The sequence below is a fragment of the Microbulbifer donghaiensis genome (assembly GCF_900129095.1).
Taxonomy (GTDB): Bacteria; Pseudomonadota; Gammaproteobacteria; order Pseudomonadales; family Cellvibrionaceae; genus Microbulbifer; species Microbulbifer donghaiensis.
Map to the genome: position 1 here is coordinate 1,142,759 of NZ_FQVA01000001.1, position 17,101 is coordinate 1,159,859.

General features: G+C 58.4%; 15 protein-coding genes and 1 other RNA gene. 4 read left to right on the plus strand and 12 right to left on the minus strand.

The annotated features are described in order from the left end of the window. The first annotated feature begins 24 nt into the window (after positions 1 to 24). The 3 genes from BUC36_RS04825 to BUC36_RS04835 all read left to right on the plus strand — a co-directional run bounded on the left by BUC36_RS04825 (position 25) and on the right by BUC36_RS04835 (position 2,694). Positions 25 to 1,443, plus strand: a complete 1,419-nt coding sequence (locus BUC36_RS04825) for a Na+/H+ antiporter NhaC family protein (RefSeq protein ID WP_268778199.1) — start codon at positions 25 to 27, stop codon at positions 1,441 to 1,443. An 85-nt stretch (positions 1,444 to 1,528) separates the two neighbouring features. Beyond that, positions 1,529 to 2,128, plus strand: coding sequence for an SLATT domain-containing protein (locus BUC36_RS04830; RefSeq protein ID WP_073272209.1), 600 nt, complete (start codon positions 1,529 to 1,531; stop codon positions 2,126 to 2,128). A 50-nt stretch (positions 2,129 to 2,178) separates the two neighbouring features. Beyond that, positions 2,179 to 2,694: a TrmH family RNA methyltransferase gene (locus BUC36_RS04835; RefSeq protein ID WP_073272212.1), complete on the plus strand. Its 516-nt coding sequence runs from the start codon at positions 2,179 to 2,181 to the stop codon at positions 2,692 to 2,694. A gap of 51 nt (positions 2,695 to 2,745) precedes the next feature. On the opposite strand, the gene BUC36_RS04840 is transcribed toward BUC36_RS04835, so the two are convergent. From BUC36_RS04840 to purL, 7 genes are all read right to left on the minus strand, one after another. Further along, positions 2,746 to 3,624, minus strand: a complete 879-nt coding sequence (locus tag BUC36_RS04840; RefSeq protein WP_073272215.1) for an aldo/keto reductase — start codon at positions 3,622 to 3,624, stop codon at positions 2,746 to 2,748. A 502-nt stretch (positions 3,625 to 4,126) separates the two neighbouring features. Beyond that, complete coding sequence (locus tag BUC36_RS04845; RefSeq protein WP_073272218.1) at positions 4,127 to 4,450, minus strand: TfoX/Sxy family protein; 324 nt, start codon at positions 4,448 to 4,450, stop codon at positions 4,127 to 4,129. Between the two features lie 10 nt (positions 4,451 to 4,460). Beyond that, entirely contained in the window at positions 4,461 to 4,793 is a 333-nt protein-coding gene (locus tag BUC36_RS04850; protein ID WP_159435985.1) for a DUF1801 domain-containing protein, read from the minus strand. Between the two features lie 344 nt (positions 4,794 to 5,137). Further along, on the minus strand, positions 5,138 to 5,539 hold the full coding sequence (locus BUC36_RS19165) for a DUF5655 domain-containing protein (RefSeq protein ID WP_234994886.1): 402 nt from the start codon (positions 5,537 to 5,539) through the stop codon (positions 5,138 to 5,140). Positions 5,540 to 6,075: 536 nt separating this feature from the next. Continuing rightward, positions 6,076 to 6,561, minus strand: a complete 486-nt coding sequence (locus tag BUC36_RS04855) for a DUF2059 domain-containing protein (RefSeq protein ID WP_073272224.1) — start codon at positions 6,559 to 6,561, stop codon at positions 6,076 to 6,078. A gap of 120 nt (positions 6,562 to 6,681) precedes the next feature. Continuing rightward, positions 6,682 to 7,266 (minus strand): hypothetical protein, encoded by a 585-nt coding sequence (locus tag BUC36_RS04860; protein ID WP_073272227.1) that lies wholly within the window; start codon positions 7,264 to 7,266, stop codon positions 6,682 to 6,684. Between the two features lie 428 nt (positions 7,267 to 7,694). Further along, positions 7,695 to 11,561 carry a phosphoribosylformylglycinamidine synthase gene (gene purL / locus BUC36_RS04865; protein ID WP_073272230.1) on the minus strand — a complete coding sequence of 1,289 codons (3,867 nt, stop codon included), beginning with the start codon at positions 11,559 to 11,561 and terminating at the stop codon, positions 7,695 to 7,697. A 439-nt stretch (positions 11,562 to 12,000) separates the two neighbouring features. On the opposite strand from purL, the gene mltF reads away from it, so the two are divergent. Further along, the gene (gene mltF, locus BUC36_RS04870; protein ID WP_073272233.1) at positions 12,001 to 13,482 is read left to right on the plus strand and encodes a membrane-bound lytic murein transglycosylase MltF; all 1,482 of its coding nucleotides are present in this window, start codon (positions 12,001 to 12,003) and stop codon (positions 13,480 to 13,482) included. A gap of 18 nt (positions 13,483 to 13,500) precedes the next feature. Here mltF and BUC36_RS04875 read toward each other — a convergent pair whose 3' ends face one another. From BUC36_RS04875 to BUC36_RS04890, 5 genes are all read right to left on the minus strand, one after another. Continuing rightward, the gene (locus BUC36_RS04875) at positions 13,501 to 14,133 is read right to left on the minus strand and encodes a TIGR04282 family arsenosugar biosynthesis glycosyltransferase (protein WP_073272236.1); all 633 of its coding nucleotides are present in this window, start codon (positions 14,131 to 14,133) and stop codon (positions 13,501 to 13,503) included. Beyond that, positions 14,126 to 14,800 (minus strand): TIGR04283 family arsenosugar biosynthesis glycosyltransferase, encoded by a 675-nt coding sequence (locus BUC36_RS04880; RefSeq protein WP_200797183.1) that lies wholly within the window; start codon positions 14,798 to 14,800, stop codon positions 14,126 to 14,128. The genes BUC36_RS04875 and BUC36_RS04880 overlap by 8 nt, the downstream gene beginning before the upstream one ends. Continuing rightward, the gene (locus BUC36_RS04885; protein WP_234994887.1) at positions 14,800 to 16,278 is read right to left on the minus strand and encodes a dihydrolipoyl dehydrogenase family protein; all 1,479 of its coding nucleotides are present in this window, start codon (positions 16,276 to 16,278) and stop codon (positions 14,800 to 14,802) included. Before BUC36_RS04885 ends, BUC36_RS04880 begins: the two co-directional genes overlap by 1 nt. A gap of 9 nt (positions 16,279 to 16,287) precedes the next feature. Next, positions 16,288 to 16,971, minus strand: a complete 684-nt coding sequence (locus BUC36_RS19170) for a TVP38/TMEM64 family protein (protein ID WP_234994888.1) — start codon at positions 16,969 to 16,971, stop codon at positions 16,288 to 16,290. A 24-nt stretch (positions 16,972 to 16,995) separates the two neighbouring features. Beyond that, a non-coding RNA gene (locus BUC36_RS04890) (sX9 sRNA) lies at positions 16,996 to 17,070 on the minus strand. Positions 17,071 to 17,101 lie beyond the last annotated feature (31 nt).

Here is a 17,101-nt window from a genome sequence, read left to right on the forward strand (position 1 = left end):
TGCCAAAGAATTATTGGTCAGCCTTTGACCAGCCCTTATAATCCGCCCCCTTCTCCGCCCAGGCTTTACGTCGAAGCAGTAACCATGACCAAAGCAACCCCGCTGGCACTCTTACCTCTCGCCCTGTTTCTGGCCCTGTTTGTCGGCAGCGGTCTCTGGTATCAGTCCCAGGGCGTCGAGATGGCCTTCTACCAGATCTCCGCCCCGGTCGCGATTCTGCCGGCCATTGCGCTGGCGCTGTTGCTTGCCCGCGGTTCACTGAACCGCCGCATCGAGACGTTTATTCACGGCGTCGGCGATCACACCATCGTCACCATGGCACTCATCTATCTGCTGGCCGGCGGCTTCGCCAGTGTGGCCAAAGCCATCGGTGGCGTGGACGCAACGGTAAATTTCGGCCTCAGCGTGATTCCCGCCGAGCTGGTGCTGCCGGGGCTCTTTCTGATCACCGCCTTTGTCGCCACCGCCATGGGCACCTCCATGGGAACCGTGGCTGCCATAGCACCGATTGCCGTCGGCGTCGCGGACGCGACGGATCTGCCACTGCTGCTGACGGTGGGCACCGTCGTCGGCGGGGCCATGTTCGGCGACAACCTGTCGATCATCTCCGATACGACTATCGCCGCCACCCGCACCCAGGGTGTAGAGATGCGGGACAAGTTCCGCATGAACGTCCGCATCGCCATGCCCGCCGCAGTGCTCACGCTTGCGTGGCTCTACTTCCAAAGTATTGGACAGGGAGCTACCACAGCCATCGCCGCACCAGGTGACTATGAGCTGCTGCGGCTACTGCCCTATGTCGCGGTACTGGTACTGGCGGTAGCCGGGGTCAATGTACTGCTGGTGCTGTTCACCGGCATATTGCTCGCCGGTGCCATCGGCTTGGGACTGCAGCCGGAGTACAGTCTGGCCAGTCTGTCCAGGGACATCTATGCCGGCTACAGCAGCATGCAGGAGATTCTGCTGCTGTCACTGCTGATCGGCGGACTGGGAGCGATGATGAAAACCCAGGGTGGCCTGGCGTGGCTGGCCAACGCGATCGACCACATCAGCCGTAGCGGCGGCCGACGCGAACGCAATGCGCGTAGCGGCGAGCTGGGAATCAGTGCTGCGGTAGCCCTGACGAATGTCTGTACCGCCAACAACACGGTGGCGATACTGCTGAGCGGCAGCCTGGCGAAAGACATCGCCGCGCGCTATCGAGTCGATCCGCGCCGCAGCGCCAGCCTGCTGGATATCTTCTCATGTGCGGTGCAGGGTTTGCTGCCCTACGGCGCCCAGGTGCTGCTGGCCTCATCCCTGGCCCGGGTATCGCCGCTGGCGCTGGTGAGCAACATCCAGTATTGCTGGCTGCTGGGCGCCGCTGCGCTGATTTCGATTGTGATCGGCGCGCCCCGCTTCGCCGACCTGACGGCCAGGCGATCCGTTACGGATCTTTCCTGAACCTCCACGCGGCCCTGTACTTCTGGCTGTCAATCGGCAAACTATAGCCACCGACAGCAAGATGCCCGCGGGGCCGAATGGATTCATGAGCAATATCCCCCACACCATCCCCAATACCATTGAAGTCCTGGACAAACTCCGCTGGAACGCCCACCTGTGCAAGCACAGCCACTTCCGCGCCTCCATGAAGGGCCGCAACCTGCATGTGCTGTGCGGTGTACCGATCGTGGTAATTAACCTGTTCCTGGGCTCACTGTTCTTTTCCCTGATCAACGCCGAACTGCCGGACTGGACCAAGTGGGCCGGCGCCGCCCTGGCACTGCTCACCGCCCTGCTCGGCGGCGTGCAGACGTTTTTCAATTTCAAGAAAAATTACGAGGGACACCGCGAGATAGGCAATGAGTACCTGGCCATCGCCCGCGAGTGCGAACGCCTGATTGCCCTCTACTTCGATGGTATTCTCGACCTGGAGCATCTCTCGACCAAAATCGCCGAACTGAATGCGCGCTACAGCGATATCAATCAGCGCGCCGAGGAATACATCGTCTCGGACAAGGTTTACCGGGAGGCCCTGCGGGTACAGAACCTGAAGGCGGAGCGGGAGCCCTCGCTGGTCGAACAGATGCGCCACCGGAAAGCGCAACGCGAAGCCAACAAAGTGGCCACTTCCGCCACACCGGCCTAGACGCCGTTCTACCTTCAATAGAAACGCCCGCTAGATTAGCGACGACGGTCATGCAGACGGATCACAGTGAACACAAGCCCACTTCGACACTGTACCCACTGTGCTATCTCGCCATCGATATTCGTACGCCAAGTAATGTCGGCGGGCTTTTCCGAATAGCCGATGCGCTGGCCGTCGAGAAAGTCTATCTGGCCGGCAAGTCCCTAACCCCGCCGAACTCCAAGCTCCGAAAAATTTCCCGGTCGACGGAAAAGAACGTCGACTACGCCTACGCGGAGAACGCCCTGGAAACGGCGCGCAATCTGCGGGACCAGGGTTACAGGCTGGTTTGCCTGGAGATCACTTCGAACAGTATCGAGTTGGACCGACTCAAAATTGATGGGCAGGACAAAATCTGCCTGATTCTCGGTTCGGAAAAAGACGGGGTGCCACGGGAAATACTGGAACTGGCTGATACCACAGTGCACATTCCAATGCACGGCACCAACTCTTCCATGAACGTCGCCACGGCCTGTGCGATCGCCACCTATGAAATTACCCGAAAGCTGCATCGCGCAAACGGGTAACCTCTATCTGTTGCCCTGCGTGCTGGGCGTTGTCGGTATAAAACCGCACGCCTAATCGGGTACCGGAATGTTTTTGTTTATCTCCTGGGCAGTGTCTGGGTCCGCGCCAAAGCGAAGATCGCGATTGAGGCCGTCGATTGCCTGCAGCTCCTCTTCACTCAAGTGGACATCTGCCAGCAGGAAATTATTGCGGATATTATCCAGGCTTTCCGCCTTCGGAATCACAATGCGGTGCTGCTGGATGTTCCACTTCAGGATAATCTGCCCGACGCTCACTCCGTGCTTTTCCGCCAGTTCGACGATGAGCGGGTCGCTGATGGGCTTTTCACTCTTTTTCACGCCACTCCAGCTGCCCGATCCCAGCGGCGACCAGACGGCGACGGCAATCTTGTGGAACTGACAATAGTCCACCAATGTTTTCTGGGTCAGATACGGATGTAGTTCTATCTGGTTACAAGTGGGCCTGATATTGGCGAAAGTGGCGAGCTGCTCGATATCGGATTCGCGAAAATTCGACAGGCCCAGCGCGCGAACTTTTTTCTCCGCGTACAGATTTTCCATCGCCTCCCAGGTCTCCCTGGTGTAGGCCGGCAGTGGCCAGTGAATCAGGTAGAGGTCCAGGTAGTCGAGCTGCAGGCGCTCGAGGCTGCGCTCGAATGCGTCGCGTGTGTCCCTGCCCTGCTCCGAATCCCAAACCTTACTGGTGATAAACAGTTCCTGCCGCGGCAGTCCGGACTCCTTGATAGCCCGGCCCAGCGCACGCTCGTTGCCGTAAACAGATGCAGTATCGAAATGCCGGTAGCCGATGGACATGCCCTTCAGAAGGGTTTCGGTGACATAGCTGTCATCCTGCTGCCATTCACCAATGGCGGCGGTTCCGAATCCCAACTGGGGGATTTCGACTCCATTGTTCAGCGTCACGGTGGTCATCGCGGATTTTGCCTCGCTGCGATTGGAACAAACGGCGCCAGCGTCGGGCACCTCTGCGTTCGGAGTATGGGAATCAGTGTAGGGCAGCACCGGGGACGGCGGTAGGAGAAGGAGCGAATCGGCCTCATCGAAATCCGGCCATCTCAATAGCAAACTATTGAGCCGGCAACCTCACTGCTAGTGAAACGACACGCCAGCAGAAATCATCGCAGCCGAAATCTGCCAAATGCGGAGCGCACTCTAACGCTTCCGTAAGAATTATCCTGGGTTGTCGGGGCCGACCCGAAGGGACCGGGTACCGGATCTCGCGGGGTCGAGTCTGGAACAGTTGTCAGACAAACTGCACGCGGCTTTCGGCATGGATCTGGACGGGGAACTGTCGGAGGCTGGGAGATACACGCAGCACTGCACCGGACAAACGGCCTCAGCCTGAGCCGCGCCAGCAAGCGGTTGACGGGGAAGCGCCAATTCTGACACGGGTAGAGCTGCCCCCGGCCTTGGATTACTTGGGCGGCAGTGAGCCGGCGAACTCGGCACCGCGACTCACCCAATCCCCCAGGTCCGCCGCAACTGCATCTTCTTCCACATACACCATGCCCTTGAGCGGCCGCCCGGTAAAATCCATCGGCCTGGTATAGCGTTCGGCCAGCGCTTCCTGGTAGTTGTCCGGACCGACACGCACCATCAGCTCCTCTCCAACCACACCGCAGGCCATATTGCCGTTCAGCATAAATGCCAGGCCGCCGAACATACGCTTTTCCGTAAGTCCATCGTTGCTCCCCAGCAATTCACGCACTTTTTCTGCCAGCTCTTCGTTGTATGTCATAACAACCTCCTTAGTGATCCCTGCTGAACGCGGAAGACAACACCGGCTTCAGGTCTGCCCAGGCAATTTCATCGCTGTCGCGGAAATTCAGGCAGCCGGTACCGCACTTTGTATCGGGATGAATATCGATGTAGGACTGAATATGCTCTCGGGCACAGGTGTAAAGGGAGACATAGTGTTTCTGGCTGGCCACGGCGACCCAACCACTATCCACTTCATAGGTAGGCATCTTGTATTTCAGGGAAACCTGCGCCTTGGGAAAGAGCTTGACGATAAATTGATGCAGTGCCTGTATCCGCTCACTGCGCTGCGGAGGGAGCAAACTGATGTATTCAATGACCAATTCCGGAACCTGCACCATATTTAAAAAGTTATTGTGAGTTACTTTTTAAGTGTAGCAGGAAATATCATTTTTTCCGGACCGACAGGGAATAGTAGACCAGAAAACAAATAGCTCGCTCGAAACTGTGCTCAAACGGCGCCCGTACCATCTAGTATCTACCGAAAACCTTACCTCTTCTTCTGGCAGAAGATCTCTCTCTCAATGGCGGGAGTACGCTCATTGCCGACAGAGGTGGTATTGAAAACAGTCCATCGCCGTTTGGAAGATCTGCACGCCAAAGCCGATGTCCGCTAAAGCGGGTAAAGATCAACGCCGGATGCCGCACCTTGTTAAGAGCTAGGCCGCTAGGACAAAGAAAGCTCATACGCCTCTTTTATTAATGGTTCTATTTCTCTTAGCTCAACAAGATTTCCAATTTTAGCTACGTGTGTAACTTTCTTGTCGTCATCAACGACCTTTATAAAAATAGGGCTTTTGACTGTTCGCCCAATATGGATAGCAATACGAACCACGTCTTTCATTATTGATAGATCGACAAATATCCGGGAACTTCGAAAAAGGACATATCTATCTCTGGTAACGATTTCGACTTTGCCTAACTTACAAATAAATTTTTCAATCGCGCTATAAACTTCCACGACTGATTGTGGCCTATCTCGTATTACGTCTTCTCGATTTCCTGTGCCACAGACGTGTCTTTGATTTTTACGCGTAAATTCTCTTTCGCATTTTTGGCATAGCCACATTTTTTACCCCCTATAAACTCCTAACCTCAGCAGCTGGGGCGGCCTCCGCTGTTGATACGCGAAGCGCATAGCGTAGGTCCTCCCGCGGAGGCCCGAGGGGCCGAAGCAAATTGCTTGCGCTTGCATGGTGCTTCTACTGCCACTGATATGATGCTCCGTTTACCAGATGCTCTAATGCCTTTGCGGAAAGCCAAGGAAATTCGCCTGCAATATGGCTCCTGGCGCTTTTGGCTGCAGAGCCAATATCAGCGTGAGACGCCCACAGATTCTCATTTGTTGCAGCCAACCAGACTGCCTCAAATCCACGGCGCTCCTCGGGCGCCAACGAATTGGCAATGGAATCGTAGAATTCCCATGGTCGACCCAGCGATCAAAGGCTTCTAGGGCATCTAATAATGAATCCTTCATCTGCCGCCCATCACCTAACGCCGTGCACAGTAGCGGCTTGCTTTGTGTGCTTTTTGCACGAAAATAGGAGCGTAGCGACTATGCAAAAAGCGTACAAATTAAGACATCGGCTGCCGCACCTCGTTATGTTACTTGTACCCGTGCTTTGCCAATTCTTGCTGAGCATGTACCGACGCTATAGGTGCAATTTTTCTAGCCCACGCCTGAGCCACAGGCATTATATCTTGCATCATTGGTGTCAATACTGATGCATACTTTTTGCCCGTTGGTGTTTTGAAGAAAATGATGAGGTCTTTTATTTCTTGATGGGTATAGTACTTGTCATACAGAGGAATAGTCATTTCATCTAGCTCAGGAGCATGTTCAATCACAACATCGTAGATGATTTTGGAAAGAATATGCTCTACTTTTTTTGGCAAGTCAGGGTGCCTTTGCTTTTCCTGTGAAATTGCAATTGATACCATCGAATTTGCTAGTTCCTCAGCCATTTCTGAGTTTCCCATTTGAACGAGTAACTCTTTAATATCTTTTTCTTTCTGCTCTGTGATTGAATGCCCAACCGAGCTAAGCAGAAAAAACATTGTAAATATTACTGAGCTAAAAATTCCTTTCATTTACTCTGTCCTTACTATTCCTGGGTAAGTCTTAAACATAACGCCGCAATCAGCTGCGGCTTACCTTGTGTGCTTTTTGCACGACAATAGGAGCGCAGCGGCCGTGCAAAAAGTAAGCCGTCAGCTGCATTGCTTTGTTAAGCGCGCCTTTCCCCATGCCACCAATTTCTTAATATTTACCCCCAGCCCGGCAAAATTTGGCTCGAGAATTAGCGCATCAACTAAAGCGCCATTTTCATTCGCTCTCAGCTCTTTAGTAATAGCAAAATTTTCTATCGTATTTTTTTCTTTAATATCTATAAAAATATTCTGGATTAAATTCACGACATCATCAGGCTGCTTACAGATCTCCCGAATATTTAAAAAAATGAGAGAATCTGTGATCTCAGACTTCGCCTCCCCGCAATTTGCCTCAATGAAGTATCTAGGGTGAACTGTCGTTATCATTAATGCAGGCAAAATCATACTTGGGTCTTGCCCGTTAATTTTTACCCACGAAAGAACCTCGGAGTAAAAATGACTGTCCGGTAATCCCTGCACCATAACTGCGTTATTCTGCGCGCAAAGCGTTGCAATTTTTGGAAGGTTGGCCATCAATGTATTAGAAATCGGCTCATCCCAATTGTAGTAATCGAGGACATATAGGTAGTAATCCCTTTCCTCTGACATAGGAAAATCTGAGATTGCGTTTACATGAAGTCCCATATATTTCCTTTACGCATAACATTTGTATCGAAGTCGTCAGGACTGCTATCCCTCCGACCGATATCTTTTTAAGACATTCACAGCAGAATGTCGTCAAAGGACCGTATCGTCAAGCCTTCAGCCTGTTTGGCTGCTCAGCAATTTTGTGTAAATCGATCGTGACGGCTACTATCCCCATTCCCCATAACGATTGGTAACTATCTGATTTATAACGAGAAAGGAACAATTTCTATCCTGTACCCAGAAATAGCAGTCGCGGCGACCGATATGTCGGTGTAATCCAGGTCACATTAATCAAGCTGCCCCCTCAGTGCCGAAAGCACACTGACTGCGGGAATCGCTGTCTATCGCGAACAGGAAGCCAAATTCGAGCACAAAAAAAGCCCGCTCATTTGAACGGGCTTTTTCGGGTTTGCGAGCGAATCGACTTAGTCGACAAATACACGCGCATTGCGGAACAGGCGCATCCAGCCGGAATCCTCCTGCCAGTCGTCCGGGTGCCAGCTGTTGCTGACGGCGCGGGCGACGCGCTCCGGGTGCGGCATCATGATGGTGACGCGACCGTCTTCGGAGCAGAGCGAGGTGATACCGTTAACCGAGCCGTTCGGGTTGGCCGGATAGGTTTCGGTAATCTGCTGTTTGTTATTCAGGAAGCGCATGGCGATGGTGCCGGACTGCTCACAGGTCTCCAGCGCTTTCTGGTCCGCGAATTCCACGCGACCCTCGCCGTGGGCGACCGCCACTGGCATATAGGAACCGGCCATGCCCTTGAACAACACCGATGGAGAATCCTCGACACCCACCAGCGCGAAGCGCGCCTCGTATTGTTCGGACAGGTTGCGCACAAAACGCGGCCAGTGACCCGCGCCGGGAATCAGCTCCTTGATCACCGAGAACATCTGACAGCCGTTGCACACCCCCAGGCCGAAAGTGTCCTTGCGGTTGAAGAAGGCCTCGAACTGGTCCCGCGCACGAGAGTGGAACAGGATCGTCTTGGCCCAGCCCTCACCGGCACCCAGAACGTCGCCGTAGGAGAAGCCGCCGCAGCCGACCAGGCCCTTGAATTCATCCAGGCTGACGCGACCGGCGAGAATATCGCTCATGTGCACGTCGACGGCGTTGAAGCCGGCGCGGTGGAAGGAGTGCGCCATCTCCACCTGACTGTTGACGCCCTGCTCGCGCAAAACGGCTATCTTCGGCCGCACGCCCTTGCTGATGTAGGGCGCACTGATGTCCTCGTTGATGTCGTAGGTCAGGTTTACCGACAGGCCCGGGTCGTCCTTGGCAATCGCGGCAAATTCCTGCGCTGCGCAGTCGGCATTGTCGCGTAGCGATTGGATGCGGTAGCTGGTTTCGGACCAGATCTGCTGCAGTTCCGTCCGCGTGCGATTGTAGATTTCCACACCGCTGTTGTTGATGCGCAGGCGATCGCAATTATTGATGTAGCCAATCTGGTGCGCCGGAATGCCCTTCTCACCGAAGGTCTTCACCAGCATCCGCGCGTCGCAGGCAGGCACCTGCAGTACCGCGCCCAGCTCTTCGCTGAACAGTGCCGCTACCGGGTCGGCGCCCAGCTCCCAGATATCCAGGTCGAGGCCGACGCGGCCGGCAAACATCATCTCCGCCACCGCGGCAAACAGGCCGCCGTCGGAGCGGTCGTGGTAGGCGTAGATCAGGTCATCTTTCAGCAGCTTCTGCACTACCTCGAAGAAGCCTTTCAGCTTCTTGGCGCTGTCCAGGTCCGCTGGTACATCGCCCAGCTGGTTGTATACCTGCGCCAGACAGGAACCGCCGAGACGGTTTTTGCCCGCACCCAGATCGACCAGCAGCAGCTCGGTGTCGCCCTTGTCGGTGCGCAGCTGCGGCGTAGCGGTCTTGCGCACGTCGGTGACCGGCGAGAAGGCGGAGATAACCAGGGACAGCGGCGCGGTGACCGCCTTGTCTTCACCGCCATCGTTCCAGGCGGTGCGCATGGACATGGAGTCCTTGCCCACCGGGATGGTGATGCCCAGCTCCGGACACAGGTCCATACCCACGGCTTCTACCGTGCGGTAGAGCTTTTCCTCTTCGCCCGGGTGGCCGGCGGCGCACATCCAGTTGGCGGACAGCTTGATGTCAGACAGCTGCTCGATCGGGGTACAGGCGATATTGGTGATTGCCTCACCCACCGCCAGGCGACCGGAGGCCGGTGCGTCCAGCAACGCCACCGGCGTGCGCTCGCCCATGGCCATGGCTTCGCCGGCGTAGCTGTCGTAGGAAACCGTGGTTACCGCACAGTCCGCCACCGGCACCTGCCAGGGACCAACCATCTGGTCGCGGGCCACCTGGCCAGTCACCGTGCGGTCGCCGATGGTGATCAGGAAGCTCTTGCTCGCCACGGTTGGCAGGCGCAGCACGCGTTCGGCGGCCTCGTTCAGGTCGATATCCTTGGTGCTGAACGCCTTGCTTTCCACCACACGCTTTTCCGCATCGCGGTGCATGCGCGGCGGCTTGCCGAACAGCACGGACATGGGCAGGTCGACCGGCTGGGCGTCGAACTCCTTGTCATTCAGCAGCAGGCGCTTCTCTGCGGTCGCCTCGCCGACCACGGCGAAAGGCGCCCGCTCGCGCTCGCAGATCTTCTCGAAACGCTCCAGGTCCTGCGGCATCACTGCCAGCACGTAGCGCTCCTGGGATTCGTTGCACCAGATCTCCAGCGGGCTCATACCCGGCTCGTCGCAGGGCACGTTGCGCAGCTCGAAATTGCCACCGGTGCCGCCGTCCTTGACCAGTTCCGGGAAGGCATTGGACAGGCCGCCGGCGCCGACATCGTGGATAAAGGCGATCGGGTTCTTGTCGCCCAGCTGCCAGCACTGGTCGATCACTTCCTGGCAGCGGCGCTCGATCTCCGGGTTCTGGCGCTGTACCGAGGCGAAGTCCAGGTCTTCGGAGCTGGAGCCGCTGGCCATACTGGAGGCGGCGCCGCCACCGAGGCCGATCAGCATGGCTGGGCCGCCGAGCACCACCAGCTTGGCGCCGGGTGCGAACTCGGGCTTGTCGATATGTTCTTCGCGGATATTGCCGTAGCCGCCGGCGATCATGATCGGCTTGTGGTAGCCGCGGCGCTCGTCGCCGAAATCCTCTTCGAAGGTGCGGAAATAGCCGCAAATGTTCGGGCGGCCGAATTCGTTGTTGAATGCAGCGCCACCGATCGGGCCCTCGACCATGATATCCAGCGCGGTGACGATTCGCCCGGGCTTGCCGTAATCGGCTTCCCAGGGCTGTTCGTACCCGGGAATCTGCAGGTTCGATACGGTAAAGCCGGTCAGGCCCACCTTGGGCTTGGAACCGCGGCCCACGGCGCCCTCGTCGCGGATTTCACCACCGGCACCGGTACCGGCACCCGGGAATGGCGCGATGGCGGTCGGGTGGTTGTGGGTCTCCACCTTCATCAGCATATGGATCGGCTCGATACTGAAGCCGTATTCCTTGGTTTCCGGGTCCGGATAGAAACGACCGGCCCTGTGACCCGTCACCACCGCGGCATTGTCCGCGTAGGCGGACAGCACATTGTCACCGCCCTTCTGGTAGGTGTTCTTGATCATGCCAAACAGGGAGTGCGGCATGTCCTCGCCATCGATAGTCCAGCTGGCGTTGAAAATCTTGTGGCGACAGTGCTCGGAGTTCGCCTGGGCGAACATCATCAACTCCACATCGGTGGGATTGCGCTCCAGATCCTGGAAGCTGGTCAGCAGGTAGTCGATCTCATCTTCCGCCAGCGCCAGCCCCAGGCTGACGTTGGCCTCTTCCAGCGCCGAACGGCCGCCGTCGAGTACATCGACCTTGGTCAGCTGGCGCGGCTTGTCTTCGTGGAACAGCTGTTCCGCCTGGTCGAAGCCGGAAAACACCGACTCCACCATGCGATCGTGCAGCTGGTCCGCCAGGGCTTGCCGTTCAGCTGCGGTTAATTCGACGCCGCTAATGTAATAGGCGATGCCGCGCTCGAGGCGGTGAATCTGGGTCAGGCCGGCGTTGTGCGCGATATCGGTCGCCTTGGACGACCAGGGCGAGATGGTGCCCGGGCGCGGAACAACCAAAAGCAGCTCGCCTTCGGGCTGGTGCTTTTCCTCGGTGGGACCGTACTGCAACAGTCTCTCGAGCAGCGCCTGCTCCTTCTTGTCCAGCTTTTTGCTGTCGGCGAAATGCACGAACTCGGCATAGACATCGCCAATCGCGGGCTGCAGCGCACGCAGTTGATTGAGCAATTTTTGATGGCGGAATTTCGACAGTGCGGGAGCACCACGCAGAACTAGCATCGCGGGAGTTTGCCTCTTGTCTGAATGTGAACCTGAATCAGGTTGGAGACCCCGCGCCGCAGAAGATCGCGCGAGGCCCCGGGAATTGGAGAGGGCGCAATTGTACCTGAAGCATCGCGACTCCAACACTGCCCAGCGGCACTTGTGGGCGCATTGTGCGGTCAAAATTCGCAGCGTACGTCCAGTCGTATCGGCTAGGCGTGTAGGCGCAAAAATTGGCGCGGTATTGATTCCCGCGCCAGGCTCGGCTTGGCAGGGCCTACTAGAATTACCGCATAGATGCAACTCCAGAAGTCACATCGCCACGCGGAATTGGGCAATCTGTCACCTGTTAGGGTAAAATTGCCGATCTTTTGCCGGCCCCGTCGCTCAGGATGAGCAATGCCGGTATCCGCTGCGATAAAAAGCGATAGCAGCTAAGGGACTGAGGGGACTGTGTATGATCATGAAAAGCCGCTTGCTGCGCTACAGCCGCCGCCTCGCCAAAGGCCTGGCCCTGGCTTGTTGCGCCTCGCTGCTGGTGGCGAGTAAGGCACCGGACATGCTGGAGCGCATCAAGAACTCCGGCAAGCTGGTCGTACTCTCCCAGAACGGTCCCACCACTTACTACGAAGATGCCTCAGGCACCCACACCGGGTTCGAATACGGCATGCTGCAGGCCTTCGCCGATGAGCTGGGCGTAATGCTGGAAATCCGCGATGTGCACGACCTGGATCAGATGTTCGCGCGCCTGCGCGACTCCGAGGAAGGCGCTCACCTGGCCGCCGCCGGTCTCACCGTAACTCCGGAGCGCCGGGAACAGGTGCGCTTCACCCCCTCCTACTTTGAAATCCGCCAGCAAGTCATCTACCGCCTCGGTGAACAGCGCCCGCGCAAGGCCAGCGACCTGGAGGACAAGAAGATTGCCGTCATTGCCGGCAGTGCCCACGCCGAGGAAATGCGCAAACTGGCCCACCGCTTCCCGGGGCTGCAGTGGGAAGAGGTCTCCGATGTCGGCGCCATGGAACTGTTGGAGCTGGTCGACCAGGGCAGGTACAACTACGCCGTCGTCGATTCCAATGCCTACGCCGTACACCGCGGCCTCTACCCGAATACCGCCATCGCCTTCAATCTGACCCAGTACCAGCCGGTAGCCTGGGCCCTGCCGCAGGGCGATGACGACAGCCTCTACCGCACCGCCCGGCGCTTTATGCTGAGAGCCAACACCAGTGGCCTGGTGGCGCAGCTGCGCGAGGAATTTTTCGGCCACGTGGGTAAACTGAACCCGGGCGGCGCCCAGGCTTTCGCCAAGAACAGCCGCGACCGCCTGCCCCAGTGGCGCGAAACCATGCAGAAGGTCGCAGACGACTACGAACTGGACTGGCACCTGCTGGCGGCACTCAGCTACCAGGAATCCCACTGGAATGCCCGCGCCAAATCCCGCACCGGCGTGCGCGGCCTGATGATGCTCACCCGCAACACCGCGCGCGAACTGGGTGTCGACCGCCTGAACCCGGAAGAAAGTATCGAGGGCGGTGCCCGCTATATAGTGCAGATCCGCGACAAGATCCCCGAGCGTATCCGCGAACCGGACCGCACCTGGATGGCGCTGGCCGCCTACAATGTCGGCTACGGCCACCTCGAGGATGCGCGGGTACTGACCGAGAAGATGGGCGGCAATCCGGATCTCTGGGCCGATGTGCGCAAGCACCTGCCGCTACTGGCCAAGCGCCAGTACTACAAGGACACCAAACACGGCTACGCGCGCGGCTGGGAGCCGGTCACCTACGTACAGAATATCCGCCACTACCAGGCGCTGCTGACCTGGAGCAGCCGCATCGAGGAACAGCGTCTGGCCGCAGCCAACGACGGCGCTGCCGAAGCGCTGGCCGATAACACTGAAGTTGATGCGGAAGCGGCCGGCGCCACCCCCGCCCTGTAATCGATCTCCCCGGCGCCCCTATAAATCCTGCCGCCAGGAGTCTGGCAAAAACTCCAGGTCCCGCGGCTCATCGATATCCGCGAGCATCTCCAGCCACTCACACCGCAACCCGCAGTGATCGAGGCGCTGCCGGGTCTGCGCCGCCACCACTTCCGTACTCCAGTGGATATTCTCAAACAGCGCGGCTTCGGCTCGTTTCAGGCCTAGTAGCGCGTAACCGCCATCGCGGGTGGGATAGATAACCGCATCGGACTTTTCCATTGCGGCGGCCGCCTTGCGCAGACGCTCGGCGGATAGCTGCGGGCAGTCGGTGCCGAGCAGCAGCACCGCCTCGCCCGCTTGCCGTGCGCGCCTGGCCGCGCGCCAGAGTCGCTGGCCGAGATCGCCGCCGCCCTGACTGCTCAGCGCTACGCCTTCCGGCAACCGGAATGACTGCCAGTAGTCGTGATTGCTGTCCGGCGCTACACACAGTTCGACAGATCCCAGTTGCGCGCGTACACACTGCTCCAGGGTGTACCGCAACATCCTCTCGGCCAGTGCCGCGGCACCCTGCTCGCCCAGGGCCGGAAGCAGTCGCGTCTTGGCGAAACCGGCGAGCGGCGCCTTGGCAAAAATAATCAGGCGCAGTGCACTGTTCGAGAGTTCAGTCATAGCGCCGCGCGAGTGATTCTGCGGGCACGCCGCGCCAGTACGCAAAGCGCAGCCGCCACATCAACAGTACCGTGCGGATCACGCCGTATTTCTGCCAACGTCGTCCCGAAGTCGCAGCTCGATGACCAATACAGGCCGGCCGCGAATGTTTCAGCAGGCGCTTACTGAGTTCTATGTCCTCCATCAGCGGCTGCTCGGGAAACCCGCCCGACGCTCGAAACAGATCGCGACGCACAAATATGGCCTGGTCTCCGGTGGCGATGCCGCTCAGCCGCGAGCGCCGGTTGATCAGGGTGGCGATCAGCGGAAACCAAATGCTGTCGCCGCTGATACGCAGGTCAAAGCGGCCCCAGCTAAATTTTTCTTTGGCCGCCCGCTGAATCTCTTCAAATGCACAGTCGGGCAAGCGGGTATCCGCATGCAGGAACAGCAGCCAATCGCCACTGGCAGCTGCGGCGCCGGCATTCATCTGCCGCGCCCTGCCCCGCTGTGCATCGAGCACATGCAGACCTGCCGCTGTCGCCAGTTCAACACTGCCATCGCTACTGCCGCCATCCACCAGGATCAGTTCGCAGTCCGCCCGCGCCTGCAGATAACGCAGGTGCTCGATCAGGTCCGGCAGCTGCTGCCGCTCGTTCAGCAGTGGAACCACAATGGTGTAACGCACTAGCCGCGCCTCCAGCGGTGAAAGCGCTCCAGCCAGCGCAGCAGCCTTGCCGGTGCATGCGCGCGCTTCCAGTTGCCCGCTGCATATTTATTGGCTTCCGCCATGGTCGGGTAAATATGAATGGTCGACAGCAGCTTGTTCATGCCGAGCCCGTGTTTTATCGCCAGTACAAACTCGGCGATCAGTTCCGCCGCACCCTCACCGACGATAGCGACGCCGAGGATCTTGTCCCGGCCCGGCGCTGTCAGAACCTTGACGAAGCCCTGTGCGGTGCCATCGACAATGGCCCGGTCGAGATCGTCGATACCGTAACGGGTGACTTCATAGGTAATATTTCTCTCGCGGGCCTGCTGCTCGGTCAGGCCTGCGCTGGCAACTTCCGGATCGACGAATACCGCCCGCGGCACCAGCGAATAATCCACGGCAAACTTTTTAAAGTCGCCAAAGAGTCCGTTGACCGCCGCATACCAGGCCTGGTGCGAAGCCATATGAGTAAACTGATAGGGTCCCACCAAGTCGCCAGCGGCGAGAATGTGCGGATGGCGGGTGCGCAAATACGGATCTGTGTGCAGCTTGCCTTCCGCGACAATACCCAGCTCTTCCAGACCGAAACCGGACACCCGTGCCCGACGCCCCAGTGCCAGCAGCAGGTGATCGAAATCCAGCGTCTGCTCCCCGTCGGCGCTGTGCAGGCGCACACTGCCCCCGGTCGATTCCGCGTTACCGCTTTCAAATGCGCGCGCCTCGTGTGCGGTCAACACGGTTACGCCGCTCGCTCTGAGCGACTGCTGCACCGCGTCGGAAACATCGCGATCTTCCAGCGGCAGCAATCGGTCCGCCTTTTCCACCAGCGTCACCCGCGTGCCCAGGCGCGCGAACGCCTGCGCCAGTTCGCAGCCGATGGCGCCGCCACCCAGCACCAGCAAACTGTCCGGCACCTGCGGCAGGCGGGCAAAGTTATCCCATAAGGTGTCGCTGGTAACGTATTGAATCCGGTCCAGCCCCAGCAGCGGCGGCACCAGAGGCTCGGCTCCGGTAGCGAGAATAATTGCGCGCGCAGTGAGTGTCTGCTCACCCCCTGCGTTCAGGGAGATTTTTACTGTCCAGGGATCGACCAGCCGGGCGCGCCCCTGCAGCACCTCCACCCCGAGGCCGGTGTAGCGTTCCACGCTGTCGTGCGGCTCGATCGCGGCGATGGAATTGCGCACGTGCGCCATCACCGCGGGAAAATCGATTTTCGGCTTGTCGAGCGCCACACCGAATTTATGCGCATCGCGCGCCTGCTGTGCCACGCGGGCGCACTTGATCAACGCCTTGCTCGGCACACAGCCGGTATTCAGGCAATCGCCACCCATTGCGCCGGCTTCGACCAGCGTGACTTTGGCCTTGACCGCCGCGGCGATATAGGCGCTCACCAGCCCGGCGGCGCCGGCGCCGAAAACAATCAGGTTGCGGTCGAACTTGCGTGGTTTGCTCATGGTAAAAAATCAGGCCGCACTGCGATGGCGCTTGAGCCAGCTTAAAAAATATTTCGCCAGCAGGGGGAAAATGCCCAGCAGCACGAAGGACAGCAGCAGCTGCGGCGACAGGATATCGCCGAGGCTCTCCACGCGCCCCAATTGCGTGCCCGCGTTCACGTACACGACTGTGGCAGCCAGCATCCCCAGCTGACTGACCCAGTAAAATGTCCAGGTCCGGATACGGGTGAGCCCCATCAGAATATTGATCACGAAAAACGGAAAAAGCGGCACCAGACGCAGTGCGAACAGATAGAAGGCACCCTCCCGCTCGATACCGGCATGCACCGCGGCGAGGCGCTGGCCGAAACGGCTCTGCACCCAGTCCTGCAGTAAATAGCGCGAGACCAGGAACGCCATTGTCGCGCCGATACTGGACGCAAAGGACACGATGACCGTACCCCAAAACAAGCCGAATATCGCACCGGCCGCCAGTGACATGATCGCCGCACCGGGCAGGGACAGCCCGGTGACCAGAATATAAAACAACGTAAACAACAGGCCCACGAGGAGCGGAGACTCCGCGCGCCACTGCTCGAACTGTTCCCGCCCGGCCTTGAGGCTCTCCAGCGTCAGCCACTGGTGCAGGTCGAACAGATAAAAGGCCAACCCCAGCACCAGCAATACTGCGATCAATAAAACTTTTTTGCTCACTTATATTTCTGCCTGATATGAAGTGGCTTCAAAACGTAGCGAGCGGGCGCCTGGTGGCGGCCGCCGGAGCGGAGGCACCGGAGTGTACACCGCGTACATGAGATGCCGACCGGGCTGGCGCACCAGCACC